Here is a 26,435-nt window from a genome sequence, read left to right as displayed (position 1 = left end):
TTGGGAGACAGTCAGCCACGAGGGCGGCCATGGCTTCAAGCCGCTGCAGCGACCGGAACGATGCTGATTGCGCCGAGGGACGCAGCACTCGCACGGCGGAGCCTCTTTTCCGGTATCGAAAATAATGCTAAATACCGGGCTTAAAAAGGTGGAGACAAACCGATGCCCCAGATCCTGCTTGCCGAAGTCACGGCCAGCGTATCCGAACTGAAGCGGAATCCGATGGGCACGGTCGCCGCAGGCGAAGGCGCTCCAGTGGCAATCCTTAATCACAACCAGACCGCCTTCTACTGCGTGCCCGCAAAGGCGTTCGAATCGATGATGGAGCGCCTCGAAGACATCGAACTCAATGCCATCGCCGATGCGCGCCGGGAGGAGAAGCGGATCCCGGTCGATCTCGATGAGGTATGAGGTCGAATTCCTCGAAACCGCGCTCAAGGAATGGAAGGCGCTTTCGCCGAACATTCGCGAGCAGTTCCGCAAGAAGCTGAGGGAGCGGTGCGATCATCCCCACGTTCCGGCGGCGCGGCTGCATGGTTCCGCGAACCGCTACAAGATCAAGCTGCGCAGCGCCGGTTACCGGCTCGTCTACGAGGTCGATGACGGCCGCATCGTCGTGGTGGTGATCGCGGTTGGCCGCCGCGATCGCATGCAGGTCTACGAGGCGGCCAGGCGGCGCTGAGGCCGGCGGATCAATTCAGCGGGATGTCGTTATCCGCCTTGCTCTCCTGGTAGATGGCGGAGAGGCCGTCGTAGCTCTTCGAGACCGCCGCGATGCGAGCCTGAAGGCGAGCGCGCTCCGGTTCGGCGAGGGCGTCGACCTCTCGGCGGATGGAGTGGCTCTTCCAGTAGGCGTTCTCGGCGTTGTAGCCGCCGGGATCGAGGGTGAAGACCTCCTTCAGGATTCTCAGGTCGTGCGGGATGGCGAACGAGTCGCGCGAATCCTCGTGGCTGAGAAGATAGTAGAAATTGTCGAATCCGGCCCAGGTGATGGCCGAGAGGCAGAGCGAGCAGGGCTCGTGCGTGGCGATGAAGATGCACTCCTTCGTGTCGGGACGGGTCTCCTTCGGCATTTCATAGAATCGCTTCAGCGCATGCACCTCGCCGTGCCAGAGCGGGTTTTCCATCTCGTTGTTGGTTTCGGCGAGCACCAGCGACAGGTCGGACTTCTTCAGGATCGCCGCGCCGAAGAGTTTGTTGCCCTTTTGAACGCCGGCCGCGGTCTTCGGCAGGATGTCGCGCTCGATGACGTCGAGCAGACGGTCGGTCATCGCGGCATCGGTCATGCGGAAATCCCTTCAGGGAGCCGTATCGTCCAGGGCTCGGCAAAACGATGTTCTTCGAGATTGTTGCCGTCCCCGCCGCGGTCGACGACGAGGAAATCCTGTGGAGCGCCGATGGGGGTGAGCACCGCGTGCCAGGTGTTGCGCCGGTAGTTCACACCCTGGCCGGCGCGGGTCACGAAGGCGCGTGGCGTTTCCGGTCCGTCCGGCCCGTCGGGGCAGACAACGACGAGGAATGGGGCGGGGGACAGCGGCATGAAGGCCTGGCTGCCGAGAGGGTGACGCTCGACGAGGGTGAGTTCGAGCGGGAAGGCGTAGGGCTTGCCCTTGAAGATCGAGACCAGCACGCGGGCGCCGGGGCCGGCGGTCTCGACCTTCGCCAGGTCGTGGAAGCGCTCGCACATGCCGCCGTTGATGGGGAAATGCTCGGCGCCGTCGGTGTCGATGACGTCACCGAAGGGAGCGAAGCCCTCGCGGGTGAGAGGGGCTGCGAGGATGGTGCGGGTCACCGTCCGAACCCGCCGAGTTTCGTATGGCGGTTGACGTCCTTGTAGAGCAGGTAGCGGAACTTTCCGGGGCCGCCGGCATAGCAGGCCTGCGGGCAGAAGGCGCGCAGCCACATGAAGTCGCCGGCCTCGACCTCGACCCAGTCGCGGTTCAGCTTGTAGACGGCCTTGCCTTCGAGCACGTAGAGCCCGTGCTCCATCACGTGCGTCTCCTCGAAGGGAATCAAGCCGCCCGGCTCGAGGGTGACGATGTTAAGGTGCATGTCGTAGCGGATGTCGTCGGGGTCGAGGAAGCGCGTCGTCGCCCAGCGGCCCGCGGTGCCTGGCATGGAGAGCGGCACGATGTCCTGCTCGTTGCCGAACACGGGTTCCGGCACGTCGATGCCCTCGACGCGCTCGTAGAGTTTTCTGATCCAATGGAATGCGGCGTGGCGGCTGCCTTCGTTCGCGAGCGTCCATCCGCTTCCCGGTGGCAGCCAGGCGAAGCCGCCGGGCTGGAGCCTGTGGCGCTCGCCGCCGAGCGTCACGACGATCTCGCCTTCCATGACGAATAGCGCGCCCTGCGCGGCCGCATCCGGCTCCGGCCTCACGCTGCCGCCGCCCGGTGCGACTTCCATGACGTATTGCGAGAAGGTCTCGGAGAAGCCCGACAGGGGCCGCGCGATGATCCAAACGCGGGTTCCGCTCCAGAAGGGCAGCGCGCTGGTGACGATGTCGCGCATCACCCCCTTCGGGATGACGGCATAAGCCTCGGTGAAGATGGCGCGGCCCGTGTGCAGTTCGCTCTGCGCGGGGTGACCGCCATGGGTGACGACATATTGCGGCCCGGCCATGATTCTAAATCCTCAGGCCGGCAGGATGTCGCGCAGCCGCAGCAGCGCGATGCGTTCGACCTGCCGGCAGGCGGTGGCGAACTCCTCGGCGCGATCGTTGTCGATGCGGCTCTCGAAGGCGGCGAGGATGTCGCCCTTGGTCAGGCCCTTCACGGCGATGATGAAGGGGAAACCGAATTTTTCCGTGTAGGCGTCGTTGAGTTCGCTGAAGCGGGTCCGCTCGGCATCGGTCAGCGCGTCGAGCCCGGCGGAGGCCTGTTCGGCGGTGGATTCGGCCGTCAGGCGCTTTGCCGCCGCAAGCTTGCCGGCGAGGTCAGGATGCGCCTTCAGCACGCCGAGCCGCTCGTTCTCGCCGGCGGAGCGGAAGACGCGGGCCAGCGCATTGTGCAACCCGCCTGCGGAATCATGCGCGGGCCCGAGTTCCAGCTCGAAGGCGCGCTCGGCGATCCAGGGCGAATGCTCGAATATGGAGCCGAACCTCTCCACGAAGGCCGTCCGGTCTATGCGCGAGGGGCGAAGGGCCGGCGGCGCGTAGGGATGATGCTCGATCCAGTGGTCGGCGATGTCGATGCGGCGAGCGATCCAGACCTTCTCGTGGCCATGGACGTAGTCGATGAAGCGCTTGAGCGCCGCGGCGCGGCCGGGGCGGCCGACGAGCCTGCAGTGCAGGCCGATATTCATCATACCGGCGCGTCCGCTCTCGCCTTCGGCATAGAGCGTGTCGAAGGCATCCCTCAGATAGGTGAAGAACTGGTCGCCCTCGGAAAAGCCGGCCTGAATGGCGAAGCGCATGTCGTTGGCGTCTAGCGTGTAGGGGATGACGAGTTGCGGCGCGATCGCGTTGCCGTGGCCGTCATGGTCGAGCCAGTAGGGCAGGTCGTCGTCATAGGTGTCGGAGATGTAGGCGAAGCCGCCCTCCTCGCAGGCGAGGCGGACGGAGTTGACCGAGGTCCGGCCGAGATAGAGCCCGGTCGGACGCTCGCCCACGACCTCGGCATGGAGCCGGATAGCTTCCAGGAGGTCGGCGCGCTCGGTTTCGGAGTCGTGGTCGCGATAGTCGATCCAGCGTAGGCCGTGGGTGGCGATCTCCCAGCCGGCCTCGGCCATGGCCGCCACATGGTCGGGCGAGCGGGCGAGCGCGGAGGCGACGCCGTAGACGGTGACCGGCACGCCGGCTTGGGTGAACATGCGGTGCAGCCGCCAGAAGCCGGCGCGGGCGCCGTATTCGTAGATGGACTCCATGTTCCAGTGGCGCTTGCCCGGCCATGGCTGCGCACCGGTGATCTCCGACAGGAAGGCCTCGGAGGCCGCGTCGCCGTGGAGGACGTTGTTCTCGCCGCCTTCCTCGTAGTTGACCACGAACTGGATGCAGACATGCGCGCCGCCCGGCCATTTCGGATCGGGCGGGTTGGCGCCGTAGCCGCGCATGTCGCGGGGATAACGAGGTGGGTTCATGCATCACTCCCGCCGGCGCCGCACCGGCGTGTTTTCAACACTAGCAAAGGCGATCCGCGATTTTCCCGCAGAAAAATTTGAAAGTCTTTTCGCAGTGCACCGTCCCGCTTATGCTTATACGATCGGAACATTTCATGCACTATCGACCGGGCAAGCGGAGAGACAGCCAGCCATGACGGGCGGAAGACTGACTACGCACGTTCTCGACACGGCCAGCGGCAAGCCGGCGGCGGGGCTTTCCATTTCGCTCTATAGCGTCAGCGGGAATTCGCATCGCAAGCTGAAGACGGTCGAGACCAATGCCGACGGGCGCTGCGACGCGCCGCTGTTGGCGGGCGAGGAATTTCGGACCGGGACCTACGAACTCGTCTTCTTCGCTGGCGAATATCTGCGGCGCAGCGGGGTCGCGGTCCCCGAACCAGCTTTCCTCGACGAGATTCCGATCCGCTTCGGCATGTCGGAAGAGACGCATTATCACGTGCCGCTGCTCTTATCGCCGTATGGCTATTCGACCTACAGGGGGAGCTGAGCGGTGCAGGCACAAAAGGATAGCACCCGGATCCGCTTCCTCCTCAACGGCACAGAAATCGCGCTGTCCGACGTACGACCCGACGAGACGTTGCTCGATTTCCTGAGGCTGCGACGTTCGCTGAAGGGCACGAAGGAAGGCTGCGCGGAAGGCGATTGCGGTGCCTGTACGGTGCTCGTGGGGCGGCCGACGCCCGAGGGGCTGGTCTATGAGGGCGTGAACGCCTGCATCCGGTTCCTGGCCTCGGTGCATGGCTGCCACGTCGTGACCGTCGAGCACCTGAAGGGGACGGACGGCGCGCTGCACCCGGTGCAGCAGGCGATGGTGGATTTCCACGGCTCGCAATGCGGCTTCTGCACGCCGGGCTTCGTCATGTCGCTCTATGCGCTGTGGATGCGCACGCCGGAGCCCTCGGTCGGCGCGATCGAGAAGGCGCTGCAGGGCAATCTGTGCCGCTGCACTGGCTACGAGGCGATCGTGAAGGCGGCGCTGGCCGTCTCTAACTATGGCACGGCGGAAAACGATCCACTGGCGAGCGAGCGCGAGGCAGTTTCGGCGAAGCTTGCCGAGATCCGACAAGGCGGTCGCGTCGAGATCGGCACCGGTAAGGAACGGTTCGTCATTCCCGCAAACGTCGACGATCTCGCGGCGGTGCTGGAAGCCGAGCCGGAGGCGACGATCGTCGCGGGCTCGACCGATGTCGGGCTGTGGGTGACGAAGTTCATGCGCGACATCGCGCCGGTGGTCTTCATCGCGCATCTGGACGAACTCAGGACCGTGACCGAAAGGGACGGCACGATCACGATCGGCGCCTGCGTCAGCTACACGGACGCTTTCGCCGCGCTCTCCTCGCATATCCCGGCGCTCGGAAGACTGATCGACCGGATCGGCGGCGACCAGGTGCGCAACATGGGCACGATCGGAGGCAACGTCGCCAACGGCTCGCCGATCGGCGACATGCCGCCGCCGCTGATTGCCCTGGGCGCGAGCCTGACGCTGCGCAAGGGGTCGGCTCGGCGCACGATTCCACTGGAAGATTTCTTCATCGCCTACGGCAAGCAGGACCGGCAGCCGGGCGAGTTCGTCGAGGCGGTGCACGTGCCGCTGCCGGCCGAAAACACCTTCTTCGCGGCCCACAAGGTGACGAAGCGGCGCGACGAGGACATTACCGCCGCCCTCGGCGCGTTCCATCTCTTGGTCGAAGACGGCACAGTGCGGTCAGCCCGCATCGCCTATGGCGGCATGGCGGCTACGCCGAAGCGTGCAAAGGCGGTCGAGGCCGCGCTGGTCGGCAAGGCCTGGACGCTGGAGACCATAGAGGCCGCGATGGAGGCGTATTCGACCGACTTTGCACCCATTTCGGACATGCGTGCTTCGGCCGAGTACCGGATGCTGGCGGCGAGGAACCTGCTCAAGCGGTTCTTCCTCGAAACGACCGGCGCGGCGCATGTCACAGTCAGTCGGGAGAGGGCTGCATGATGGCGGTAGCGGCAGCCTTCTCCCCGTTCACGGGGAGAAGATGCCGAGAGGCAGATGAGGGGCTGCGGTGGCGTCGCGAAGGTACGCGATCGTCGCCTCGGCCCGCGCCGCCCCTCGTCCGACCCTTCGGGCCACCTTCTCCCCGTGAACGGGGAGAAGGGGAAGGAAGATGCGTATGAACACACATTCCCCGCCATCCCCCAAGGCGAAGAAGATCCTGGGCGGCGTCGCCACCGACCAGCGGCACGATTCCGCGCACAAGCACGTCACGGGGCAGGCGGTCTACATCGACGACATGCCAGAGCCCGCGGGGCTGCTGCATGGCTGCCTCGGCCTTTCGACCTGCGCACACGGCACCATCCGCTCGGTTGACCTTTCGGCGGTCCGTGCCGCGCCGGGCGTCGTGGAGGTGCTGACGGCATCCGACATGCCGGCCTCCAACGACATCTCGCCGACGCATCGCCACGACGAACCGGTGCTGGCCGAAGACAAGGTCGAGTTCTACGGCCAGGCCATCTTCGCGGTGATCGCCGAGACGCGCGAGCAGGCGCGCCGGGCGTGCCGGCTGGCGAAGATCGAGTATGACGAGGAAGCCTTCGTCACCGACGTGTGGGACATCGACCGCAGGAACGGCAAGCTGGTGACGCCGCCGCTGACCTTGAAGCGCGGCGACGCGGCGGCCGCGATCGAGGCGGCTCCACGGCGTCTCAAGGGAACGATGCGCATTGGCGGGCAGGACCATTTCTACCTGGAAGGCCATATCGCCATGGCCGTGCCGGGCGAGGACATGGACGTGACGGTCTATTCCTCGACCCAGCATCCGAGCGAGATCCAGCACATGGTCAGTCACGTGCTCGGCGTGCCGAGCCATGCCGTGACCGTCGAGGTGCGGCGCATGGGCGGCGGCTTCGGCGGCAAGGAAACGCAGGGCAACCAGTTCGCCGCGATCGCGGCGGTGGCGGCCAAGCGCCTCGGACGCGCGGTGAAGATCCGCCCCGACCGCGACGACGACATGACTTCGACCGGCAAGCGGCACGACTTCGTGGTCGACTACGAGGTCGGGTTCGACGACGACGGCAACATCCTGGGCGTCGACTATCTCTACGCGGCGCGCTGCGGCTATTCCTCCGACCTCTCGGGGCCGGTGACGGACCGGGCGCTGTTCCACTGCGACAACGCCTATTTCTATCCGGCCGTGCATGCGCAGTCGGCTCCGCTCTACACCAACACGGTGTCGAACACGGCCTTCCGCGGCTTCGGCGGGCCCCAGGGCATGGTCGGCGGCGAGCGGGTGATCGAGGAGATCGCCTTCGCGCTCGGCATGGACCCGCTCGAGATTCGCAAACGGAACTTCTACGGGACCGATGACCGCAACGTGACGCCCTACCACCAGACGGTGGAGGACAACATCGTGCGCGAGATCGTCTCGGAGCTGGAACTCAGCGCCGACTACGCGCCTCGACGGGACGAGATCAGACATTTCAATGCGCGATCGGAGTACGTGAAGCGTGGCATCGCGCTGACGCCGGTGAAATTCGGCATCTCGTTTACGGCGACCCACTTCAACCAGGCCGGGGCGCTGGTGCACGTCTATGCCGACGGGTCCGTCCACCTGAACCATGGCGGCACCGAGATGGGGCAGGGGCTCTACGTCAAGATCGCACAGGTGGTCGCGGAAGAGTTCCAGATCGACATCGGCCAGGTGAAGATCACGGCGACCACGACCGGAAAGGTGCCGAACACGTCGGCCACGGCGGCGTCATCCGGCACGGACTTGAACGGCATGGCCGCGCAGGCGGCCGCGCGCACCATCAAGCAGCGGCTGATCGACTTTGCCGCCGAGCGCTACCAGGTGCCGACCGAGCAGATCGAATTCCTGCCGAACCGGGTGCGGGTCGGAAACCAGGAGATCGCCTTCGGCGACCTGACGCAGCAGGCCTACATGGCGCGCGTGCAGCTGTCGGCCACCGGCTTCTACAAGACGCCGAAGGTCCGCTGGGACCGCGACAAGGGACAGGGCCACCCATTCTACTATTTCGCCTATGGCGCGGCCTGCGCGGAGGTGTCGATCGACACGCTGACCGGCGAATATATGGTCGAGCGCGTCGACATTCTGCACGAGACGGGCCGCTCGCTGAACCGGGCGATCGACCTCGGCCAGATCGAGGGCGGCTTCATCCAGGGCATGGGCTGGCTGACCACGGAGGAGCTGGTCTGGGACGACAAGGGTCGGCTGAGGACCCACGCACCCTCGACCTACAAGATCCCGCTCGCTTCGGACCGGCCGAAGATCTTCAACGTGACGCTGGCCGACTGGCCGGAGAACACGGAACCGACGATCCACCGCTCCAAGGCCGTGGGGGAGCCGCCCTTCATGCTGGCCATATCGGTGCTGCACGCGCTGTCGGACGCGGTGGCGAGCGTGGCGGACCATCGCATCTGCCCGCGCCTCGACGCGCCGGCCACGCCCGAGCGGGTGCTGATGGCGGTGGAGCGGTTGCGGAAGGAGGCGAGCCAATCTTCTTGACTGTAGCCACGTTGTGGCTACATCATTGGTCGGGAAACCGAGAGGATTGAGCGGTGGCAACAGACAGCGTGGTGCGGGCGCGCATCGATTCACGTACGAAGGAAGAAGCCTCCGCAGCCTTGGAGGCTATGGGGCTTTCTCTCTCTGATGCCATTCGGCTTCTGATGATGCGAATCGCAGAGGACCAGCGTCTGCCTTTCGAAGTACGGGTGCCGAAATCGGCCACCTTGAAGGCCATGAAGGAGCTGGATGACGGCAAGGGCGAACGTTTCGAAACGCCCGAGGCGCTTTTCAAGGATTTGGGCGTCTAGCGTATGCTGGTCGCGGTTCGCTCCGGGCGGTTCAAGCGGGACGTCAAGCGGCCGCAAAAGCGTGGCAAGGATATGACGAAGCTGAGGTCCATCCTGATGCTGCTGCTGGAGGAGAAACCGTTGCCGCCACAGTATCGTGACCATTCCCAACGTGGCGACTGGGAGGGTTTTCGCGACCTGCACGGGGAATTGCAGCTAGCGCGCACGGGCAGCCATGCCGATCTCTTCAGAGAATGATAATCTCGGTTTGCGCGAATGACCTCCCGTACCCGCTCGCTCAAGATATTCCTCGACGCGAACCCGCTCGTCGCCAGAGTGGAGGTGACGGAGGCGAAGGGATCGACGCCGCGCGAGGCCGGCACATGGATGTTGGTGGCTTCCAGCGCGATCTTCGGAACGATCGGCGGCGGACAGCTGGAGTTCATGGCGATCGACAAGGCGCGGGAGGTGCTGGCGCTGGAATCGCCGCCATCGCCTCCCCGGCCACCGGGAGAGGGTGAAGGGCGGCGGGAGGAGGCGGGGCCCCTCATCCGCTCCTTCGGGGCGCCTTCTTCCCGTGAACGGGGAGAAGGGGGGGGTGGCGCCCTGCTCGACATTCCGCTCGGCCCGGAAATCGGCCAGTGCTGCGGTGGGCGCGTGGGACTAACGATCTCGGTCGTGGACGACCAGGTTCGCTCGGCCCTGATAACGGAGACGGAGGCCGCGGATACACGGCTCCCCGCGGTCTACGTCTTCGGCGGCGGCCATGTCGGGCATGCACTCGCGCAGGCGCTGGCGCTGCTGCCGGTGCGCGCCACCGTCGTGGAAACCCGGGCGGAGGCCATCGAAGATTTTCCGAGCGACGTCGCGACGCGGTTGACGGCGGTGCCCGAGGAACTCGTCCGCGAAGCCCCCGGCGGCTCGGCCTTCATCGTGCTCACGCACGACCATTCGCTGGATTTCCTCATCGTCGCCGAGGCGCTGCGGCGAACCGATGCCGCCTATGTCGGGATGATCGGCTCGGCGACCAAGAAGGCAACGTTCCGAAGCTGGTACCTGAAGACCGCCGGCGGCGGCGAGGAGGACTTTTCGCGGCTGGTCTGCCCGATCGGGGGCGACGCCGTCCGCGATAAGCGGCCGGCGGTGATCGCAGCACTTGCGGCGGCGGAGATCCTGGCGGCGCTGGCAGCGGCCGAAGTTTGGAACTCGTAGTTGCCGATGATTGATCCCGAAATGGGATCATGATATCGAACGTCCGATGAGGATCATCGCCCGTCGTACGCTGCGCCGGTACGTTGACCGTCTCGCCGGACACAAGGATCAGCGGGCAGTGAAAGCCGCGCTCGATGCATGGTTCGCGGAAGCAAGCGTAGCCGACTGGGCGAACGCGGCCGACGTAATGAAGCAATACGCAACCGCCAGCATCATTTCGGCAGAGCGCATCGTCTTCAACGTCAAAGGCAATGATCATCGCATGGTGGTTGCCGTCGATTTCGAAAAAGGCATCGTCTGGATCAAATGGATCGGCACCCACAAGGACTACGACCGGATCGACGTCGCGGAGGTTCGATATGACGGCTGAGCTGAGGCCCATTCGCTCGGAAGAGAATTACGAGGACGCGCTCGCGGAGGTCGAGCGCCTGTGGGGCGCGGCCGGCGGCACGCCGGAGGGCGACAGGCTCGACATCCTGGCCACGCTGATCGACGCCTACGAGGCGCGGACCTTTCCGATCGATCCGCCCGATCCGATCGACGCGATCCGGTTTCGCATGGAGCAGCAGGGCCTCACCCGAAAGGACCTCGAGCCGATCATCGGTCCGCGTGGGCGCGTGGCAGAAGTGCTCGGCCGCAGGCGCGCGCTCTCCATCGACATGATCCGGCGACTGCACGACGAACTCGGCATCTCCGCGGACATCCTCATCCGTCCGACGCGCCGCCCCGAAGCCGCATAGGAACCGGGAGGCAAGCGGCCGAACGCTCTGGATAGTCAGACCATGACGTCCCTCACGTCGCGGCGCAGGGACATCGGCAATGGCGGGGCGTAGCCGAACCTGATGATGAAGTCCGGCCGCTCCTCGGCGCCCAGACCAAGCCATCCTGCGAACTCGGAGCGGCTCGCTGGGACCTCCACGGGCTGGTTGACGAAGGCGTGGGCGATGCCGAGAGCGGTGGCTTTCAGGGCAAAGCGCTGGAAGCTCCGGCCCGCCTCGATCCAGTGGGCGCGGTCGTCCCTCGCGGAGACAAAGACGGCGATGCCGGAGGACGAGCGGATCTGCTCCGCATAGCGGTCGTTCTCGCCACTCGTCGTGAAGGCGAAGGGAAAGACCAGCGGGACGAGCCAGCCGGGCAGCGTCGGGTTGCCCGAGCAGGCGGAGAAGAGGCCGTCACGGGTGGCGAGCGCCTGAGCCTCGTTGAAGCGCAGCCAGTGCTTCAGTTCGCGCACGAAAGCCTCGTCGCCCATCTGCGCGGCATTCGCGGAAAGGACGTATTCCAGGACGTTTTCGATCCGCGGTTTCTCCATCAGGAAGACGAGGCGGATTCCCTCTCCCGCGGCGGCATGCTCGAGCAGGGCGAGTTCGGATGCCGGGACCGTCCGGCCGTCATAGACCGACCGGGTGCACTGGCGCTTCGGGATGGCGGCGAAGAGATCCGTCTCCTCGGGCCGGCCGGCGTCGACGGCTATCGCGATCGGACCGTCCGCCCCGGCTTCCAGGGCGCCGTACAACCCGCGCGCCCTGGCTGCGAGGAGAAAATTCTCGGCTGCGCAACCGAGGCTCGCATAGAGGTGGTGGTCGTCGGGATCGACCGCCGGCGTGCGGCGGGACAGGTCGGGCAGGATCGCGACCTTGTTCGACGAGAGCTCGAACTGCCAGGGTTGCGTGTTGTGGCTGTTGGCTGCGAGCGTCGCATAGCGCACGCATTCCATCAGATCCGCATTGGCGGCGAGCGGCCGCCGGATTTCCTCCGCGACGGCGGCATAGCTGGCCACGGTAGAGCCCTCTCCGCATCCGGCGAGGGGCAAGGCAGCAGTCGCGGCGGCACCCTTCAGCACTGAGCGTCTTGTCGGCATCGGGTCACTCCCATCGCCGAAGGACTATGCGGGTGGGGCCGCCCGGTCGTTGCGCTGGGTCAATCCGGACGTCTCCGCCGACGGGGTTCGGTCGAGGACCGCCGCGAAGTCTGGCTGGCCGCGCCTGTGCCTGGCGAACACCACTGCGACGGAGACAAGGAAAAACAGGGCGAATGCAGGCACGGCGGAAGCAAGCGCGATCGCGCCAGCACCCGCCCCGCAGCCGGAAGCGCCCGGCGCCCCGCAACGCGGATCGAAGGCGTGGCCGAGGCCGAGCACGAAGATGAACAGCACGACGGGAACGAGGACGAAACCGGCGAGGCCGTAGAGCGCCGACCTCAGGAGGAGCCAGGCGACGCCGGTCCGCTTCGCCATGTCAGCGGCCCGCCAGGATGTCGCGGATCATGCGCTGGCAGCGGTCAGCCATGAAATCCAGGAGCAGCCGCACCTTGGTGTCCTGGTACTGCCGGTGCGGGTAGACGGCGGCAAGCTGCACCGGCTGCGGCGGCGTATCCTGCAGGATCACCTTCAGCCGGAGGTCGCGGATGAAGGGCTCGACCTCGAAGCGCGGTTTCAGGATGATGCCGTGGCCGGCGATCGCCCAGCCGGTCAACACATCGCCGTCGTCGGAATCATAGGGGCCGCGGACGTCGAGCTTGCGCGGCCCGGACGGGGTCTGCAGCGTCCAGAAGTGTTCGCGCGCCCCGGGGTAGCGCAGCATCAGGCAGTCGTGCTTCAGCAGCTCTTCTGGCGACTGCGGCTCGCCATGATCCTCCAGGTAGCGGGGAGCGGCGACCAGCACGCGCTCGCAATCCATAACACCGCGCATCCTGAGGCTGGAATCCTCGAGCAACCCGAGGCGGAAGGCGACGTCGATGCCCTCCTTCATGATGTCGACCTCGTGGTCGGAAAGCCTGAGCCGCACCTCGATGTCGGGATATCGGGCGCGGAACTCGGGAATGCCCGAGGCGATCATCCGGCGGCCGAGCCCGAGCGGGGCTGTGACGCGGATGGTGCCGCGCGGTTGGCCCGACAGGGCGCTCACCGCGGCTTCCGCATCGGCGACGGCCTCGAGCACTTTCCTGGCGCCGTCGTAGAAGACGCGGCCCTGCTCGGTCGGCATCAGCTGCCTTGTCGTGCGGTTGAAGAGCCGCACGCCGAGATGTTTTTCCAGTTCCTTGATGCGGTTCGATGCAACGGCCGGCGAAATGCGCATGTCGCGCCCGGCGGCGGAGAGGTTTCCCAGTTCCACCACGCGGACGAAAACGGCGACGTTGTCGAGATAGGCCATGGCGGCGGCGATCCGTTCCGGGGGCGCTTGCCTGCTTGCGCTTGTGTCAGCCTATATTGTCTAGATTTTTTTGAAAGTGTCGGGACCTCGCCCCGCTTTTCGTTTGCACTGCAAAACGTAATGTCCGAGGCTTCGACGAGGGGACACGGGCATGAACGATTTCGCGCTTTTCTGGGAATGGCTGTCCTTCGGCATGCGCTGGCTGCACGTTGTTACCGCCATCGCCTGGATCGGCTCGTCCTTCTACTTCGTCGCGCTCGACCTCGGGTTGCACAAACGCCCTGGCCTTCCCGCTGGCGCGTATGGCGACGAATGGCAGGTCCACGGAGGCGGTTTTTACCACATCCAGAAATACCTGGTCGCTCCGGCCGAGATGCCGGACCACCTCACCTGGTTCAAGTGGGAAGCCTATACGACCTGGATGACCGGCTTCGCCATGCTGGCAATCGTCTATTACGCCGGCGCCGAGCTTTTCCTGATCGACCCGAACGTGCTCGACGTCTCCGCACCCGTGGCGATCCTCATCTCCATCGCCTCGCTCGCCGTCGGCTGGATCGTCTACGACCTTTTGTGCAGGTCGCCGCTCGGCATGAACGACACGCGGCTGATGCTCGTGCTCTTCGTCGTGCTCGTGTTCATGGCCTGGGGCTATACGCAGCTCTTCACGGGACGCGCGGCGCTCCTGCATCTCGGCGCCTTCACCGCCACGATCATGTCGGCCAATGTTTTCATGATCATCATCCCCAACCAGAAGATCGTCGTCGCCGACCTGATCGCGGGGCGCAAGCCCGACCCGAAATACGGCCGCATCGCCAAGACCCGCTCGCTACACAACAACTACCTGACGCTGCCGGTGCTGTTCCTGATGCTATCGAACCACTACCCGCTGGCCTTCGCCACCGAGTTCAACTGGGTGATCGCGGTGCTGGTGTTCCTGATGGGCGTGGTGATCCGGCACTATTTCAACACCGTCCACGCGCGCAAGGGAAACCCGACCTGGACCTGGCTGATCGCGGCCATCCTGTTCGTCGTGATCATGTGGCTCTCGACCGTGCCGAAGGTGCTGACAGGCGAGGATCGCGCGGCCGCCGGTTCGGGGCCTTTTCTCGCGTCTGCGCATTTCGAGGCGGTGCGCGACACGGTGATGGGGCGCTGCTCCATGTGCCACGCCGCCGAGCCCGCATGGGAGGGCGTCCATATGGCGCCGAAGAGCGTGCGGCTCGACACGGATGAGACGATCGCCGCCCATGCGCGCGAGATCTACCTTCAGGCCGGCCGCAGCCACGCCATGCCTCCGGGAAATCTGACCGGCGTGACGCCGGACGAGCGGGCGCTGATCGTGGCATGGTTCGAAGAGGCGGCCGCGCAGTGATCGACGGGACGCGTTCGCCGCGCTTCAATGTACCCCCACCCCTGACCTTGCCGGGGCGAGCCGCTTGTCTCGCCCGTCCTTCTGACCCCATCGAGGGGGAGGGGAATTCTGCGACGCCGGCGTCCCCCTCCCCCTTGAGGGGAGGGGTTAGGGGTGGGGGTTCCGACCTCACGGCGGGAGGGAGGCAATGACCTCGCTCCTCATCCGGGGACGCGTCCTATCCTTCCGCCGCGAACCGGAATCCGTCGACGATCTCGAGTCCTGTCTCCACGAGGAGGACGGCGCGGTGCTGGTGCGCGATGGCAAGATCGTCGCAGTCGGCGATTTTGCCGTCGTGCGGACGCAGGCTGGCGGGGTTGTCGAGATCGCCGATCACCGGCCGCATCTGATCCTGCCCGGCTTCATCGACGCTCACGTCCATTTCCCGCAGATGCAGGTGATCGCCTCCTACGGCGCCGAACTGCTCGACTGGCTGAACGACTACACCTTTCCAGAGGAGTCGAAATTCGCCGACGCGCAGCACGGGCGCCGCGTCGCGCGGCTGTTCCTCGATGAGGCTGTGCGCCAGGGCACCACGACGGTCGCCGCCTACTGCTCGGTGCACAAGGCCTCCGCGGAAGCCTTCTTCGAGGAGAGCCACGCCCGCAACATGCTCAACATCGCCGGCAAGGTGATGATGGACCGCAACGCGCCGGAAGCGCTGCGCGACACGCCGCAGACGGGTTACGACGACACGAAGGCGCTGATCGCCGAGTGGCACGGCAGGGGCAGGCAGCTCTATGCCATCACGCCGCGCTTCGCGATCACCTCTACCCCCGAGCAGATGGAGATGGCCGGCGCACTGACCGCGGAGCATCCCGACTGCCACGTGCAGACGCACCTTTCGGAAAACCACGCCGAAATCCGCTGGGCGGAAGAGCTCTATCCGCAGGCGAAGGACTACACCGACATCTATGCCCGCTACGGGCTGTTGGGGGGCAACAGCCTGTTCGGCCACTGCATCCATTTGTCCGAGCGCGAGGCGGACGCCATGTCGGAGAGCGGCTCGGTCGCGGTGTTCTGCCCGACCTCGAACCTCTTCCTCGGCTCGGGCCTGTTCGACTACCACCGCTACCGGCGGCGCGGGAAGCCGCTCCGGGTCGCGTCGGCCACCGACGTCGGCGGCGGCACTAACTATTCCATGCTGCGCACCATGGACGAAGCCTACAAGGTGGTCGCGCTGCAGGGCGAGAAGCTGAACCCGCTGCAAAGCTTCTGGCAGCTGACGCGCGGCAACGCCGAGGCGCTGTCGATTGCCGACCGCGCCGGCACGCTGGAGCCGGGGACCGATGCCGACATCGTGGTGCTGGATGCTTCCGCCACGCCGGCGATGAAGGTGCGAATGGAGACGGTGACGACGCTGGCGCAGGAGCTTTTCCTGCTGCAGACGCTGGGGGACGATCGCGCTGTGAGGGAGGTGTATGTGGCCGGGAAGGCCGCGAAGGGTGCGCTTTTGCATCCTTGAACGTATCGTAAGATGATACGTTCTTATTGACTCCGAGTTCGTATCGTGACATGATACTTTGAGGAGCTTGGAATGATCCGTTCGGTGCGCGACAAGCGGATAGAGGCGATCATCGCCTCGCGGGCGCCGAAGGGGTTCCCGTCCGATCTCGTCGCATCGACACGACGAAAACTCTTCATGCTGGACAATGCCAAGGCACTCGAAGACCTCTTGACCCCGCCGGGCAACCGGCTCGAGGCCCTGAAAGGGGATCGCAAGGGGCAGTATTCCATCCGGATCAACGACCAGTTCCGGATCTGCTTCCGGTGGTTGGCAGGCAATGTCGAGGATGTGGAAATCGTCGACTATCACTGAGAGGACGCTATGCCGGAACGATCTAGAATCGTGCATTTCGATCCCCCCATCCACCCCGGGGAGATACTTCGCGAAGAATTCCTGAAGCCGCTTGGCCTGAAGCCCTATGGCGTCGCGAAGCGGCTGAACGTTCCCCGCACACGCATCGAACGTCTCGTGGCCGAGAGCACACCCGTCACGCCCGACACGGCCCTGCGGCTGGCGAAGTTGCTCGGGACGACACCCGATTTCTGGCTTTCGATGCAGGCCTCCTACGACCTGGCGGTCGAGGCGAGGGCAAAGAAGCAGGAGATCGACGCGATCCAGGCTCTGGACGCCGCGTGAACAAGGTGACCGAGTCGCCACTCTCCGCCACGATCGACGGTCTCTTCATCGGCACGGTCGAGGAGCGCTGGCCGGGCAGACCGGCGTCGGCGATCGGCAAGCATGCGACACCGGACAGGCTGGAGATCACTTGGACCGGCTTCGTCCGCGACGCGCAGGCGGATCTCGCGGTGCATGGAGGGCCCGAGAAGGCGATCCACCACTATCCCGGGGATCACTATCCCGCTTGGCGGACCGAACTCGGGCGAGAGGATCTCGTGCCGGGCGGTTTCGGCGAGAACGTCTCCACCTTGGGCCTGACCGAGGACAACCTCTGCATCGGGGACATCCTTTCGCTGGGCACGGCCACCGTGCAGGTCAGCCAGGGGCGACAGCCGTGCTGGAAACTCAGTGCCCATACGGGTGACGAGCGCGTGGCTTTCCTGTTTCAGAAGACGCTCCGGACGGGCTGGTACTTCCGCGTGCTGGATCCGGGGCATGTCCAGCGCGGGGACCGCATCGTGCTCGTTGAGCGGCGCAATCCCGGTTGGACGGTGAAGCGCGTGACGCAGGCCAGGCTCACTCGCCGGATCGGTCATGCCGACGCCGCGATCCTGGCCGGTATGCCGGAGCTCTATGCGGGATGGCGCGAGGCGTTCGGGCGCATGGCGGACGGCAACGGCCGCGAGGATACGGCGGCACGACTGAAAGGGAGCTAAGGCGGATCGTCTGGCCGTTTTACAGGCGGTCGCAGCGTGCTACCCGGTCGGGGAGGCGGCGATCGTCTTCGAGCGTTTCGACGAGGAGGAAGCATTCCGCCTTGGGCTCGCGCTGCGCGAGCGGGCGGTTTCCGGTAATCTTCCGATCGTGATCGACATCCGCACCTGGGACCGGCAGCTCTTCTTCTGCGCCACGCCCGGCTCGAACGAGGGCAATGCCGACTGGGTACGACGCAAGATCAACGTGCTGCGCCGGTTCGGCAGGAGCACCTATCGAGTCGCTCTCGAACAGAACCGCGACGACGACCTGTTCGCGCCACGGCACGGCCTCGACGCGAAGGATTTCGTGCTGGCGGGCGGCGGATTCCCGATCCGGCTGAAGAATGCCGGCATCGTCGGTTGCGTGACGGTGTCGGGGCTGCCGCAGCGCGAGGATCATGCTCTCGTGGTCGAGGTGCTCTGCACGCATCTCGGGCTCGACCACGCGGCGCTGGCGCTGCCGACGGCGTGAGCGGCATTGCCTCGCCGGCCAATTTCATCATGATCGTCGTCTGAGGTGCCGATGACGAAGCTAGCCGCCAATCTGTCGACCATGTTCCTCGAAGTCCCATTCCTCGAACGCTTTGGGCGGGCGGCGCGGGCGGGATTTTCGGCGGTGGAGTTCCAGTTTCCCTACGAGTTTTCCGCAGCGGATATCGCGGTCGAACTGGAGCGGAACCGATTGGAGATCGTGTTGTTCAACATGCCGCTAGGCGACCTCGCGGCCGGGGAACGCGGCCATGCGAGCCTTCCGGAGGCGCGAGAGCGGTTTGCCGAAAGCATCGGGATCGCGCTCGACTACGCGCGGACGATCGGCTGCCGGCAACTGCACTGCATGGCCGGCGTGCTGTCCGGCGACGCGTCGATGGACGAGCGCGAAGACACCTTCGTCGATAATCTTCTCCATGCCGCCCGGGTTCTGGCACCCCACGGCATCCGCGCGCTGATCGAACCGCTCAACCCCTACGATACGCCGAATTACTTCCTGACCTCGGTGGACCAGGCGGCCGGGATCGTGCGGCGGGTTGGGTCGGATCAGGTGCGGATCCAGTACGATCTCTACCACCAGAGCCGCACGCGCGGGGAACTGCTGGCGACCTTCGACCGATACCGCGACCTGATCGCGCATGTCCAGATCGCCGGCAATCCCGGCCGGCACGAGCCGGATTCGGGCGAGATCGACTACCGCTTCGTGCTGAAGGCGCTGGACGCCAGGGGCTACGAGGGCTTCGTCGGTTGCGAATACGTGCCGGCCGGGACGACGGAGGACGGGCTCGGGTGGGCATGGGAATGGCTGCAAGCAGGCGCGTCATGAAGAAGATCGATCCGAAGACGTTCTTCGTCTCGCTCTACGACGCGGCGATCGCCGCCGCCGATCCGGCGCGGGTAATCGGCAGCCATCTGCCGCCGAAACCGGTCGGGCGCACGATCGTAGTCGGCGCTGGCAAGGGCTCCGCGCAGATGGCAAAGGCGTTCGAGGACGTCTGGGACGGGCCGTTGGAGGGCCTGGTGGTTACCCGCTACGACTATGCCGTGCCGTGCCGCTCGATCGAGGTCATCGAGGCGGCGCATCCGGTTCCCGACGAAGCGGGGCTGGAGGGCGCGCGACGCCTCCTGGAAACCGTCTCGGGGCTGTCGCAGGACGATCTTGTTGTGGCGCTGGTCTCGGGCGGCGGATCGGCGCTCTTGCCCGCGCCGGCCGGAAGCTTAACACTTGACGATGAGATCGCCGTCAACCAGGCGCTGCTCGCCTCCGGCGCGCCGATCTCGGCGATGAACACGATCCGCAAGCACGTCTCGGCGATCAAGGGCGGACGGCTCGCCGCCGCCGCCTGGCCGGCAAATGTAGTAACGCTGCTCGTCTCCGACATACCCGGCGACCGGCCGTCGTTGGTGTCTTCGGGGCCGACGGTGCCCGACGCCTCGACAAGGCAGGACGCGCTGCGGCTGATCGAGACCTGGCGGATCGCGTTGCCTGAAGCTGTGATGAACCATCTGCGCTCGCCCGACGCCGACGCGCCGCATCCCGGCGATGCCCGCTTCATCCGCAACGAGGTGCACATCATCGCCTCGGCCGCCGTGTCGCTCGAAGCGGCGGCGCAGGCCGCGCGGTCGCAGGGCATCGAGGCGGTGATCCTATCGGACGCTATCGAGGGCGAGGCGCGCGAGGTCGGCTCCGTGCATGCCGCGATCGCGCGCGAGGTGGCGCTGAAGGACCGGCCGTTCCGAAGGCCGGTGGTAATCCTGTCTGGCGGCGAGACCACGGTGACGCTGCGCGGAAAGGGCAAGGGCGGTCGCAACACGGAGTTCCTGCTCTCGCTGGCGCTCGGGATCGATGGTGTCGAGGGCGTCCACGCCTTCGCCGCCGACACCGACGGCATCGACGGATCGCAGGACAACGCCGGCGCCTTCGCCGATTTCACCACGGTGTCCCGCCTGCGGTCGGCCGGTATGGATCCTCGCGCGTTGCTCGGCGACAACGACGCCTGGACTGCGTTCGAGGCGATCGGCGACCTGTTCGTGCCGGGACCGAGCGGGACGAACGTCAACGATCTGAGGGCGGTGCTGGTGCGGTAGGCGTGGCGCCGTTGGTGCGGACACTCGCACATCTCGCCGCCCCTCATCGCCCTGTCGGACACTTCTCCCCGCAAGCGGGGAGAAGGAGCGGCGACGACCGTGTAGCCCAACTTGCAACATTGGCGGATAGTGGCGGGTTCGCGCTCTTCTCTCCGCTTGCGGGGAGAAGATGCCGGCAGGCAGATGAGGGGCAGGCGCCGGGACCGGCCGGGTAACCTCGCAGCTACGCCGCCATCAACCTCTTGACCGCCTTCATGTCGGCCAGGAACCTCCCGCGCTCGGCTTCCTTGTCGGCGGACTCGCGGATGCGCAGGATGTAGGAGGGGTGGATGGTCAGGAAGACGCGCAGGCCGTCTTCGCGTTCGACCACCTGGCCGCGCATCTTCGTAATGGGAACCGTCTTGCCGAGCAGCGACTGCGCCGCGGTTGCGCCGAGCGCGACGGCGAGGCTGGGTTTCAGGATCGCCAGTTCCCTGTCGAGCCACCAGCGGCAGGCCTTCACCTCCCCGGCGTTCGGCTTGGCGTGGATGCGGCGCTTGCCGCGCGGCTCGAACTTGAAGTGCTTGACCCCGTTCGTGACGTAGACCTCGGAGCGGTCCACCTCGGCTTCCACCAGCACGGCGTCCAGCATCTTGCCGGCGGGGCCGACGAAAGGTTTCCCGGCAATATCCTCCTGGTCGCCCGGCTGCTCGCCGACGAACACGACTATTGCATTTTCCGGTCCTTCGCCGAACACGGTCTGGGTGGCGTCGCTCCAGAGCGGGCAGCGACGGCAGCCTTCAGCCGCCGCGCGCAGTTCGGGGATGGTGCGGGCATTCGCGCCTTCGTCGTCGGAGCCCGGCTCAACGTCGGGTTCCGGCCAGTGGCGCGCCTTGACCCTGGCATGGTGCGGGGCGGGTTCGGTCGGCAGTTTCTGGATCATGTCCCTGGCCTTGTCTTCGGCACCGCGGATCAGGTCGGGAATGAGCGAGGCCTCGGGAAGGTTCCGCCAGTATTTCTTCGGCATCTCGGCCTGCATGGCCTTCACCTTCAGCCGTGCGGGATTGAAGATCGAGGAGAAATACGTGCGCCACAGCGCCTCCGCGTTGTCCTCGGCCGGGGCGTCGGCGCGGGCAGCACCCGGGCCGATCGCCAGGCGCTCGCCGTCCCAGTCGGCCGAGGCACAGGGCGTCAGGATCGTCCATCGCATGCCGGTGAAGCGGCGCACGAAGAAGGGCGCGTTGCGCTCGACGATGAAATGCTGCGGCTCGAACCAGGCGACGTGGCGCTCCTCCGCGCCGGAACCGATGCGGCGAAAGCGCACGAAGGCGCGCATCTTGTGGATGTCGCGGCGCACCGCCTTCGCCATCGCCTCCAGCCGCCGCACGTCGGGATCGGAAGCGATCTTCAAAAGGTCCGGTTCGCGGCGCAGCCGCAGGAGCACCCGGTAGAGAAGCGAAAAGCGCTCGGGATCCGAATGGCAGATGACGGTTTCCGCCGCTTCCACGAAAGAGCGAGGCACCGTGAAGGCCGTGCCGCCGTTCGGCACTGCATCGGAGGATAGGTCGCCGCCGTCGAAGAGATCGGCGCTCGCGGCGCCCGACACCGCCCAGCCGACCTGGTCGGCCGGGATCTCACGCATCGCCAGCGCGCGGGCGGCCTTCCGCCAGCCGTCGAAATCGGTCTGGCCGGCGAGCCGGACGGTGATGCGGGGAAGGGATTTCGCGACGGCGTCCATGGTCAGAACAGCGACAGTTGGCGGGGTTCGGGCGCGACCTTGGCCTGCAGGTTGGCGGAATCGGTGAGCCCGCCGGGCGACCAGCCTTCGGCCATGATGAAGGGCCGCACCTTGGCGATCGACTGGCAGAGACGGCCGACGTCCTCCAGCCGCAGCCGGCGATGTTTTCGCGTCTCCAGGATGCGCTTGACGACCTTGGTGCCGAGGCCGGGGACCCGGAGCAGCGCCTCGCGATCGGCGCGGTTGACGTCGAGGGGGAACATGGCGCGGTTGGAGAGCGCCCAGGAGAGCTTCGGGTCGATGGCGAGGTCGAGCATGCCGTCGGGGCGGGCGGAGAGGATCTCGCTTTCGCCGAAACCGTAGAAGCGCATCAGCCAGTCGGCCTGGTAGAGCCGGTGCTCGCGCATCAGCGGCGGCTTCATCAGCGGCAGGGCGGCGGAGGAATCCGGGATCGGGCTGAAGGCGGAATAGTAGACGCGGCGGAGGTGGTAGCTGGCATAGAGCCGGGAACTCGTCTTCAGGATCGTGGCGTCGGGCGTGGCATCCGCGCCGATGATCATTTGCGTCGACTGGCCGCCGGGCGCGAAGCGCTCGCGCGTCTTGGTGCGCAGCGTGGGTTCGGACTTCTCGTCGATCTTCGAGCGCAGCCTTGCCATGGAGACGCGGATCGTCTCGGGCCGTTTCTCGGGGGCGAGCTTCTTCACGCCCTCGTCGGTAGGCAGTTCGACGTTGATCGACAGGCGGTCGGCATAAAGCCCGGCCTTCTCGACCAGCTCCTGCGAGCATTCGGGTATGGTCTTCAGGTGGATGTAGCCAGCGAAGCGATGTTCGATGCGCAGGCGCCGCGCGATCTCGACCATCTCGCCCATCGTGTCGTCCGGCGAGCGGATGACGCCGGAGGAGAGGAACAGGCCCTCGATATAGTTGCGCTTGTAGAAGTCGAGCGTCAGCTTCACCACCTCGTCGACCGTGAAGCGGGCGCGGCGCACGTTGGAGGAGGAGCGGTTGATGCAGTAGCTGCAGTCGTAGATGCAGAAGTTGGTGAGCAGGATTTTCAGCAGCGAGATGCAGCGCCCGTCCGGCGCGTAGGAATGGCAGATGCCGGTGCTTTCGGTCGAGCCGATGCCGCCGCTCTTCAGCGAGTTGCGCTTCGCTGCGCCGGAAGAGGCGCAGGACGCGTCGTACTTGGCGGCGTCGGACAGGATCGCGAGTTTCTCGCGCAGGGGGATCACAGTCATGAGTTCATGATATGTTCCGAATTGCGGCGGCGCTATGAAATTTGACATGCCGGCGGGAAATCACTGGCGCATTCTCTTGCGGTGCGCTTGGCGGCGGCTATGGTGCGCCCACGATGAGCCTGTCCGACAGCCACGCCAACCCGTCCGCAATCGAGCCGATCACCGCGGCTTTCGAGCCGGCGGTGCTGGCGCTGAACAATGAGCACGCAGCGGAACTGTCGCTGCTGGACGCCAAACGCCTGTCGCATCTCCTGGCGCAGTCCTTCGCGGGATGGAGGATCGGCAGCCTGGAGGCGTTCATGATCGGTTTCGACCAGGATGCCGATTACGACAGCGAAAACTTCCTCTGGTTCCGGGAGCGCTTTCCCCGCTTCGCCTATGTCGACCGGATAGCGGTGGCCCCATTCTCGCGGGGGCGGGGACATGCGCGACGGCTCTACCAACATTTCTTCGAGGCGGCCCGACAGGCCGGCCATTCGATCGTGACGGCGGAGGTGAACTCCGATCCGCCGAACCCCGCCTCGGACGCTTTCCATACTGCACTGGGCTTCGAAGTGGTCGGTGAGGCGGAGATCTACGGCGGCGAACGGCGGGTCCGATATTTTTCGCGCCGGATCTAGGGTCAGGAAAGGGTGTCATTTGAACGCGAATGCGTCCAGCAACAGGCGGTTGCGCGCCTCGCTATAGCGGGCAGGTGCCGGACTGTCGTGCGATACCAGGAGCAGCTTCTTGCCGTCAGCCTCGAAGACCGCAATGCCTTCGGCATGGTCGTGGCCATCGAGCAATTCCAGGGTCCTGACGACCTGAATGGCTGTGCGGGGGATGACACCGGACAGATCGCCGAGGGGAACCGAGAACACACGCTGGATTCCTTCGATATCCTGTGTCGGCCCCGCCAGGATCAGCAGGTCGTCGCCGACCACGAGGAGGTCGCGAATACCCAGGCCCGCGAGATCGACCGCATGCAGGCGATATGGGGCGCCATCTGCGAACTTCGCCGGCTTGAGCCAGCCCTTCTTCGACACCTTGAGCTGCATCTCCACGATCATGGCGTAGGTGCCGACCACCGGACCGCGCAGACCGAGCAACACCCGGTTGCCGATCACCGCCAGACCTTCGATATCGAACCCGTTCTCCTTGCATGGCACGTTCATGAAAGGCTTCAGCAGCGGGTCGGAGCCGAGCAACCGACGTACGTTTTCCTGCCCGTTCCTACCCATTTTCATCATGGCGGCTTTACGGGCATCGCCGCCACGGACAGGATCGATCGCAGCGACCGGTTCGTACAACCCGTCCCCGTGATCGTCGAGTGGGACGCATCCCAGGAATCCCCGGTTCGGGTCCCAATCGATGTCGTCGAGATCCGCGACCTTGGGGTCTATTTCATCCGGAGAGTCCCGCTTCAGGCTGTGCGAACCGGTGATCCACAGGAATCCGCCCGAGACCGCGAGACCCTCGACGTCCATCTCGCCCGTCGGTCCGCCGGGCAGTGCGAATGCATTGCCGAGAGGAAAGTTCGCGTGGGACTGGAATTCCTTCTTCGCGGGATCATAGACGAGCCGCTCCACCGTGGAGGTCTCGTCGGCGGCGCAGAACAAGGTGCGTCCTGCGATCGCCAGAGCCGAAATGTTGCTGCCAAGCGGCTTGTCCACATACGGAAGCTCCTTGGGAGCCGCGAACTTGAGCGCGAACTGCTGGGCAGGCGCGTCCGCCTTCAGGACGAACTGCTTGGACATGGGTGCCTTCCGATCTACAAAACAGCTGAAGAACGCCGGCAGGCGGAAGTGGTTCAACCAGGTCGCAATGCCCTGGTATTGCGAAACCGGCGCGAGGCTCTCCGCCCGTCGGAACGCCATAATGAGGTTACAGGACAGCCCGATCTTTCGCGCCGGGTCGGATGTCTGGCTGGTCGACGGAGAAGGTTGGGATGCGTGTGACGGCTGTTCTTCTCATGATGACGATAGCCAGCGGGGCCCAGGCATCCGGCGGGATTTCCTGCGAGGCCGAGGACAAACATGTCGCGTTCGATCTCGGCGGCGGCGTCACACACGGCATGGGCGGGGCACTGTTCAGCTTCGAGGGTAGCGCTTCGATCAAGTCGGCCGCCGTGGCGCATGATCTGCGTGAGGTCGTGTTCGGTCGCGACCAGGTCGCGCAATACTTGCTCAACGGGAGGCAGCTCGCGCTCGTTCTCTACCGCGAGCGAGAGGGGGATCTTCCGCACGGCTATGTAGAACTCTCGGTCGACACGCTATCCGAAGGCGAGGGAAGCTACGCAGGAACCTATCGAATCGCGGTTTTCGAGAATGTCGGCGAGGGCAGGACCTATCAGGCGGAGGGAAAGGTGACCTGCTTCGCCGAATGAAGGCGCTCAGGCCGAAACGTCGATGACGCCGCAGTCGCCGGTTTCCGAACCGAACACGACCCGCCGGCCCCCGCGGTCCCAGGCCAGCGAGGTTATCGCTCCCTTGCCCTGACGGCGTAGGAGCACCTCCTTCTGGTCGGCGAACCGTGCAGCCATCACCATTCCGTCTGCATAGCCGATCGCGACGAAATCGTCGGCCGGATGGCACGAAACGGCAGTGACCATCGTGTTGCCCCGCGTGCCGAGTTCCAGCGGCGCCTTGCCCATGGGGCCGTCCTTGCCCTGGAAGGGCCAGACGATCGCGGCCGGCGCGCCGGAACTCGCGAGCCAGCGCCCCTTTGCGCTCCACGACAGGCTCTTCACCTTGCCCGGATAGCCGGTCATGCGCATGTGCTTTCCGTCGGCGATCTTCCAGCCGTGCAGCGCGTTTTCCTGCATGGTGGTGACCACGAAGGCGCCGTCGGGCGAGAAGGTGATGCCGGTATGCGCGCCCGCCCATTCGAGTTCGACCGGCTTGCCGTCGGCGGCAGGGAAATGCAGCGTCGCGCCGTTGTAGCGGGCGACGCCGATGCGCATGCCCTTGGGCGAGAAGGCGACGCCTTCCGCCGTGCGCGGATGCTGCAACTCCTTCGTCCTGCCGTCTGCGAAGCGGACGTAGGCCGTGCGGCCGGATGCGAAGGCGACCGCTCCCTGCGGACCCGCCGCGACGCTCGACACCCATTTGCGGCCGATCTCGGCCAGGACCTCGATCTCTCCGGCGGGCGAGACGGCGACGACCTTGCCGTCCTCGCCGCCTGTGATCATCCGATCGGCCTTGTCGGTCACGGTCGCACAGAGAAGCCCGTCATGGGCCGCCACGTGCTTGTGGCCGTTGTCGAGCCGATGCACGGTCCCGTCCGCAAGAGCGAAATGCGGAATGTCGGACAGGAAGGCGGCGGCAATGCAATGGCCGTCGAGGTCGAGCGGGGCGACAGTGGGCATGGA

31 protein-coding genes are annotated in these 26,435 nt (G+C 65.7%); 20 read left to right on the top strand and 11 right to left on the bottom strand.

What is annotated here, in order from left to right:
* The first annotated feature begins 162 nt into the window (after positions 1-162).
* Together ABGN05_RS27935 and ABGN05_RS27930 are read left to right on the top strand one after the other, a co-directional pair.
* On the top strand, positions 163-411 hold the full coding sequence (locus ABGN05_RS27935) for a type II toxin-antitoxin system Phd/YefM family antitoxin (RefSeq protein WP_367957313.1): 249 nt from the start codon (positions 163-165) through the stop codon (positions 409-411).
* Positions 401-682, top strand: coding sequence for a type II toxin-antitoxin system RelE family toxin (locus ABGN05_RS27930; protein ID WP_367957312.1), 282 nt, complete (start codon positions 401-403; stop codon positions 680-682). The genes ABGN05_RS27935 and ABGN05_RS27930 overlap by 11 nt, the downstream gene beginning before the upstream one ends.
* Positions 683-692: 10 nt before the next feature.
* Here ABGN05_RS27930 and ABGN05_RS27925 read toward each other — a convergent pair whose 3' ends face one another.
* Genes ABGN05_RS27925 through puuE form a run of 4 tightly spaced genes read right to left on the bottom strand, consistent with a single transcriptional unit; the run spans position 693 to position 4,077 of the window.
* Positions 693-1,286: a nucleoside deaminase gene (locus ABGN05_RS27925; protein WP_367957311.1), complete on the bottom strand. Its 594-nt coding sequence runs from the start codon at positions 1,284-1,286 to the stop codon at positions 693-695.
* On the bottom strand, positions 1,283-1,792 hold the full coding sequence (locus tag ABGN05_RS27920) for an ureidoglycolate lyase (RefSeq protein ID WP_367957310.1): 510 nt from the start codon (positions 1,790-1,792) through the stop codon (positions 1,283-1,285). The genes ABGN05_RS27925 and ABGN05_RS27920 overlap by 4 nt, the downstream gene beginning before the upstream one ends.
* A complete protein-coding gene (locus ABGN05_RS27915; protein ID WP_367957309.1) occupies positions 1,789-2,622 on the bottom strand; it encodes a bifunctional allantoicase/(S)-ureidoglycine aminohydrolase in 834 nt (277 codons plus the stop codon). The genes ABGN05_RS27920 and ABGN05_RS27915 overlap by 4 nt, the downstream gene beginning before the upstream one ends.
* Before the next feature lie 12 nt (positions 2,623-2,634).
* Complete coding sequence (puuE, locus tag ABGN05_RS27910; protein ID WP_367957308.1) at positions 2,635-4,077, bottom strand: allantoinase PuuE; 1,443 nt, start codon at positions 4,075-4,077, stop codon at positions 2,635-2,637.
* A gap of 172 nt (positions 4,078-4,249) precedes the next feature.
* Here puuE and uraH point away from each other — a divergent pair, with 172 nt between their 5' ends.
* The 8 genes from uraH to ABGN05_RS27870 all read left to right on the top strand — a co-directional run bounded on the left by uraH (position 4,250) and on the right by ABGN05_RS27870 (position 10,854).
* The gene (gene uraH / locus ABGN05_RS27905; RefSeq protein ID WP_367957307.1) at positions 4,250-4,606 is read left to right on the top strand and encodes a hydroxyisourate hydrolase; all 357 of its coding nucleotides are present in this window, start codon (positions 4,250-4,252) and stop codon (positions 4,604-4,606) included.
* Between the two features lie 3 nt (positions 4,607-4,609).
* Positions 4,610-6,085, top strand: coding sequence for a xanthine dehydrogenase small subunit (gene xdhA, locus ABGN05_RS27900; protein WP_367957306.1), 1,476 nt, complete (start codon positions 4,610-4,612; stop codon positions 6,083-6,085).
* 175 nt (positions 6,086-6,260) lie between these two features.
* Positions 6,261-8,612: a xanthine dehydrogenase molybdopterin binding subunit gene (gene xdhB, locus ABGN05_RS27895; RefSeq protein WP_367957305.1), complete on the top strand. Its 2,352-nt coding sequence runs from the start codon at positions 6,261-6,263 to the stop codon at positions 8,610-8,612.
* Positions 8,613-8,665: 53 nt separating this feature from the next.
* Positions 8,666-8,923, top strand: coding sequence for a type II toxin-antitoxin system RelB/DinJ family antitoxin (locus tag ABGN05_RS27890; RefSeq protein ID WP_367957304.1), 258 nt, complete (start codon positions 8,666-8,668; stop codon positions 8,921-8,923).
* A 3-nt stretch (positions 8,924-8,926) separates the two neighbouring features.
* The gene (locus ABGN05_RS27885; protein WP_367957303.1) at positions 8,927-9,160 is read left to right on the top strand and encodes a type II toxin-antitoxin system RelE/ParE family toxin; all 234 of its coding nucleotides are present in this window, start codon (positions 8,927-8,929) and stop codon (positions 9,158-9,160) included.
* A gap of 18 nt (positions 9,161-9,178) precedes the next feature.
* Positions 9,179-10,114 (top strand): xanthine dehydrogenase accessory protein XdhC, encoded by a 936-nt coding sequence (gene xdhC, locus ABGN05_RS27880; protein WP_367957302.1) that lies wholly within the window; start codon positions 9,179-9,181, stop codon positions 10,112-10,114.
* 46 nt (positions 10,115-10,160) lie between these two features.
* Complete coding sequence (locus ABGN05_RS27875; RefSeq protein ID WP_367957300.1) at positions 10,161-10,484, top strand: type II toxin-antitoxin system HigB family toxin; 324 nt, start codon at positions 10,161-10,163, stop codon at positions 10,482-10,484.
* Positions 10,474-10,854 carry a helix-turn-helix domain-containing protein gene (locus tag ABGN05_RS27870; protein ID WP_367957299.1) on the top strand — a complete coding sequence of 127 codons (381 nt, stop codon included), beginning with the start codon at positions 10,474-10,476 and terminating at the stop codon, positions 10,852-10,854. Before ABGN05_RS27875 ends, ABGN05_RS27870 begins: the two co-directional genes overlap by 11 nt.
* 35 nt (positions 10,855-10,889) lie before the next feature.
* On the opposite strand, the gene ABGN05_RS27865 is transcribed toward ABGN05_RS27870, so the two are convergent.
* Genes ABGN05_RS27865 through ABGN05_RS27855 form a run of 3 tightly spaced genes read right to left on the bottom strand, consistent with a single transcriptional unit; the run spans position 10,890 to position 13,263 of the window.
* Positions 10,890-11,972, bottom strand: a complete 1,083-nt coding sequence (locus ABGN05_RS27865) for an Acg family FMN-binding oxidoreductase (protein WP_367957298.1) — start codon at positions 11,970-11,972, stop codon at positions 10,890-10,892.
* 24 nt (positions 11,973-11,996) lie between these two features.
* A complete protein-coding gene (locus tag ABGN05_RS27860; protein ID WP_367957297.1) occupies positions 11,997-12,347 on the bottom strand; it encodes a hypothetical protein in 351 nt (116 codons plus the stop codon).
* 1 nt (position 12,348) lies between these two features.
* A complete protein-coding gene (locus ABGN05_RS27855; RefSeq protein WP_367957296.1) occupies positions 12,349-13,263 on the bottom strand; it encodes a LysR family transcriptional regulator in 915 nt (304 codons plus the stop codon).
* A 151-nt stretch (positions 13,264-13,414) separates the two neighbouring features.
* Between ABGN05_RS27855 and ABGN05_RS27850 the strand changes: the two genes are divergently transcribed.
* From ABGN05_RS27850 to ABGN05_RS27815, 8 genes are all read left to right on the top strand, one after another.
* Positions 13,415-14,635: a urate hydroxylase PuuD gene (locus tag ABGN05_RS27850; RefSeq protein WP_367957295.1), complete on the top strand. Its 1,221-nt coding sequence runs from the start codon at positions 13,415-13,417 to the stop codon at positions 14,633-14,635.
* A gap of 187 nt (positions 14,636-14,822) precedes the next feature.
* Positions 14,823-16,139 carry a guanine deaminase gene (guaD, locus tag ABGN05_RS27845; protein ID WP_367957294.1) on the top strand — a complete coding sequence of 439 codons (1,317 nt, stop codon included), beginning with the start codon at positions 14,823-14,825 and terminating at the stop codon, positions 16,137-16,139.
* Between the two features lie 72 nt (positions 16,140-16,211).
* Positions 16,212-16,493 (top strand): type II toxin-antitoxin system RelE/ParE family toxin, encoded by a 282-nt coding sequence (locus ABGN05_RS27840; RefSeq protein WP_367957293.1) that lies wholly within the window; start codon positions 16,212-16,214, stop codon positions 16,491-16,493.
* A 27-nt stretch (positions 16,494-16,520) separates the two neighbouring features.
* A complete protein-coding gene (locus ABGN05_RS27835; RefSeq protein WP_367957372.1) occupies positions 16,521-16,817 on the top strand; it encodes a HigA family addiction module antitoxin in 297 nt (98 codons plus the stop codon).
* Complete coding sequence (locus ABGN05_RS27830; protein ID WP_367957292.1) at positions 16,814-17,515, top strand: MOSC domain-containing protein; 702 nt, start codon at positions 16,814-16,816, stop codon at positions 17,513-17,515. Before ABGN05_RS27835 ends, ABGN05_RS27830 begins: the two co-directional genes overlap by 4 nt.
* Positions 17,516-17,525: 10 nt before the next feature.
* The gene (locus ABGN05_RS27825) at positions 17,526-18,026 is read left to right on the top strand and encodes a heme-degrading domain-containing protein (protein ID WP_367957371.1); all 501 of its coding nucleotides are present in this window, start codon (positions 17,526-17,528) and stop codon (positions 18,024-18,026) included.
* A 51-nt stretch (positions 18,027-18,077) separates the two neighbouring features.
* Complete coding sequence (otnI, locus tag ABGN05_RS27820; RefSeq protein WP_367957291.1) at positions 18,078-18,869, top strand: 2-oxo-tetronate isomerase; 792 nt, start codon at positions 18,078-18,080, stop codon at positions 18,867-18,869.
* Entirely contained in the window at positions 18,866-20,131 is a 1,266-nt protein-coding gene (locus ABGN05_RS27815) for a glycerate kinase type-2 family protein (protein ID WP_367957370.1), read from the top strand. The genes otnI and ABGN05_RS27815 overlap by 4 nt, the downstream gene beginning before the upstream one ends.
* A 223-nt stretch (positions 20,132-20,354) precedes the next feature.
* Here the strand turns inward: ABGN05_RS27815 and ABGN05_RS27810 are convergent, their stop codons facing one another.
* Together ABGN05_RS27810 and ABGN05_RS27805 are read right to left on the bottom strand one after the other, a co-directional pair.
* A complete protein-coding gene (locus tag ABGN05_RS27810) occupies positions 20,355-21,848 on the bottom strand; it encodes a UdgX family uracil-DNA binding protein (protein WP_367957290.1) in 1,494 nt (497 codons plus the stop codon).
* A 2-nt stretch (positions 21,849-21,850) separates the two neighbouring features.
* On the bottom strand, positions 21,851-23,086 hold the full coding sequence (locus tag ABGN05_RS27805; RefSeq protein WP_367957289.1) for a putative DNA modification/repair radical SAM protein: 1,236 nt from the start codon (positions 23,084-23,086) through the stop codon (positions 21,851-21,853).
* A gap of 113 nt (positions 23,087-23,199) precedes the next feature.
* Between ABGN05_RS27805 and ABGN05_RS27800 the strand changes: the two genes are divergently transcribed.
* On the top strand, positions 23,200-23,706 hold the full coding sequence (locus ABGN05_RS27800; protein WP_367957288.1) for a GNAT family N-acetyltransferase: 507 nt from the start codon (positions 23,200-23,202) through the stop codon (positions 23,704-23,706).
* Between the two features lie 15 nt (positions 23,707-23,721).
* Here ABGN05_RS27800 and ABGN05_RS27795 read toward each other — a convergent pair whose 3' ends face one another.
* Positions 23,722-24,822, bottom strand: coding sequence for a DUF3616 domain-containing protein (locus ABGN05_RS27795; protein ID WP_367957287.1), 1,101 nt, complete (start codon positions 24,820-24,822; stop codon positions 23,722-23,724).
* Between the two features lie 191 nt (positions 24,823-25,013).
* Here ABGN05_RS27795 and ABGN05_RS27790 point away from each other — a divergent pair, with 191 nt between their 5' ends.
* Positions 25,014-25,451, top strand: coding sequence for a hypothetical protein (locus ABGN05_RS27790; RefSeq protein WP_367957286.1), 438 nt, complete (start codon positions 25,014-25,016; stop codon positions 25,449-25,451).
* A gap of 6 nt (positions 25,452-25,457) precedes the next feature.
* Here ABGN05_RS27790 and ABGN05_RS27785 read toward each other — a convergent pair whose 3' ends face one another.
* On the bottom strand, positions 25,458-26,432 hold the full coding sequence (locus ABGN05_RS27785) for a WD40 repeat domain-containing protein (protein ID WP_367957285.1): 975 nt from the start codon (positions 26,430-26,432) through the stop codon (positions 25,458-25,460).
* Positions 26,433-26,435: the final 3 nt, after the last annotated feature.

This window comes from Aquibium pacificum (genome assembly GCF_040839445.1).
Lineage (GTDB): Bacteria > Pseudomonadota > Alphaproteobacteria > Rhizobiales > Rhizobiaceae > Aquibium > Aquibium pacificus.
The sequence above is the reverse complement of the archived record's forward strand: the minus strand, read 5'-3'. Positions and strand labels throughout refer to the sequence as shown.

Coding starts and splice junctions, on each gene's coding strand:
- ABGN05_RS27935 (WP_367957313.1), top strand. CDS start 163: ATGCCCCAGATCCTGCTTGCCGAAGTCACGGCCAGCGTATCCGAACTG.
- ABGN05_RS27930 (WP_367957312.1), top strand. CDS start 401: ATGAGGTATGAGGTCGAATTCCTCGAAACCGCGCTCAAGGAATGGAAG.
- ABGN05_RS27925 (WP_367957311.1), bottom strand. CDS start 1,286: ATGACCGATGCCGCGATGACCGACCGTCTGCTCGACGTCATCGAGCGC.
- ABGN05_RS27915 (WP_367957309.1), bottom strand. CDS start 2,622: ATGGCCGGGCCGCAATATGTCGTCACCCATGGCGGTCACCCCGCGCAG.
- puuE (WP_367957308.1), bottom strand. CDS start 4,077: ATGAACCCACCTCGTTATCCCCGCGACATGCGCGGCTACGGCGCCAAC.
- uraH (WP_367957307.1), top strand. CDS start 4,250: ATGACGGGCGGAAGACTGACTACGCACGTTCTCGACACGGCCAGCGGC.
- xdhB (WP_367957305.1), top strand. CDS start 6,261: ATGAACACACATTCCCCGCCATCCCCCAAGGCGAAGAAGATCCTGGGC.
- ABGN05_RS27885 (WP_367957303.1), top strand. CDS start 8,927: ATGCTGGTCGCGGTTCGCTCCGGGCGGTTCAAGCGGGACGTCAAGCGG.
- xdhC (WP_367957302.1), top strand. CDS start 9,179: ATGACCTCCCGTACCCGCTCGCTCAAGATATTCCTCGACGCGAACCCG.
- ABGN05_RS27875 (WP_367957300.1), top strand. CDS start 10,161: ATGAGGATCATCGCCCGTCGTACGCTGCGCCGGTACGTTGACCGTCTC.
- ABGN05_RS27870 (WP_367957299.1), top strand. CDS start 10,474: ATGACGGCTGAGCTGAGGCCCATTCGCTCGGAAGAGAATTACGAGGAC.
- ABGN05_RS27865 (WP_367957298.1), bottom strand. CDS start 11,972: ATGCCGACAAGACGCTCAGTGCTGAAGGGTGCCGCCGCGACTGCTGCC.
- ABGN05_RS27860 (WP_367957297.1), bottom strand. CDS start 12,347: ATGGCGAAGCGGACCGGCGTCGCCTGGCTCCTCCTGAGGTCGGCGCTC.
- ABGN05_RS27855 (WP_367957296.1), bottom strand. CDS start 13,263: ATGGCCTATCTCGACAACGTCGCCGTTTTCGTCCGCGTGGTGGAACTG.
- ABGN05_RS27850 (WP_367957295.1), top strand. CDS start 13,415: ATGAACGATTTCGCGCTTTTCTGGGAATGGCTGTCCTTCGGCATGCGC.
- guaD (WP_367957294.1), top strand. CDS start 14,823: ATGACCTCGCTCCTCATCCGGGGACGCGTCCTATCCTTCCGCCGCGAA.
- ABGN05_RS27840 (WP_367957293.1), top strand. CDS start 16,212: ATGATCCGTTCGGTGCGCGACAAGCGGATAGAGGCGATCATCGCCTCG.
- otnI (WP_367957291.1), top strand. CDS start 18,078: ATGACGAAGCTAGCCGCCAATCTGTCGACCATGTTCCTCGAAGTCCCA.
- ABGN05_RS27815 (WP_367957370.1), top strand. CDS start 18,866: ATGAAGAAGATCGATCCGAAGACGTTCTTCGTCTCGCTCTACGACGCG.
- ABGN05_RS27810 (WP_367957290.1), bottom strand. CDS start 21,848: ATGGACGCCGTCGCGAAATCCCTTCCCCGCATCACCGTCCGGCTCGCC.
- ABGN05_RS27805 (WP_367957289.1), bottom strand. CDS start 23,086: ATGACTGTGATCCCCCTGCGCGAGAAACTCGCGATCCTGTCCGACGCC.
- ABGN05_RS27800 (WP_367957288.1), top strand. CDS start 23,200: ATGAGCCTGTCCGACAGCCACGCCAACCCGTCCGCAATCGAGCCGATC.
- ABGN05_RS27795 (WP_367957287.1), bottom strand. CDS start 24,822: ATGTCCAAGCAGTTCGTCCTGAAGGCGGACGCGCCTGCCCAGCAGTTC.
- ABGN05_RS27790 (WP_367957286.1), top strand. CDS start 25,014: ATGCGTGTGACGGCTGTTCTTCTCATGATGACGATAGCCAGCGGGGCC.
- ABGN05_RS27785 (WP_367957285.1), bottom strand. CDS start 26,432: ATGCCCACTGTCGCCCCGCTCGACCTCGACGGCCATTGCATTGCCGCC.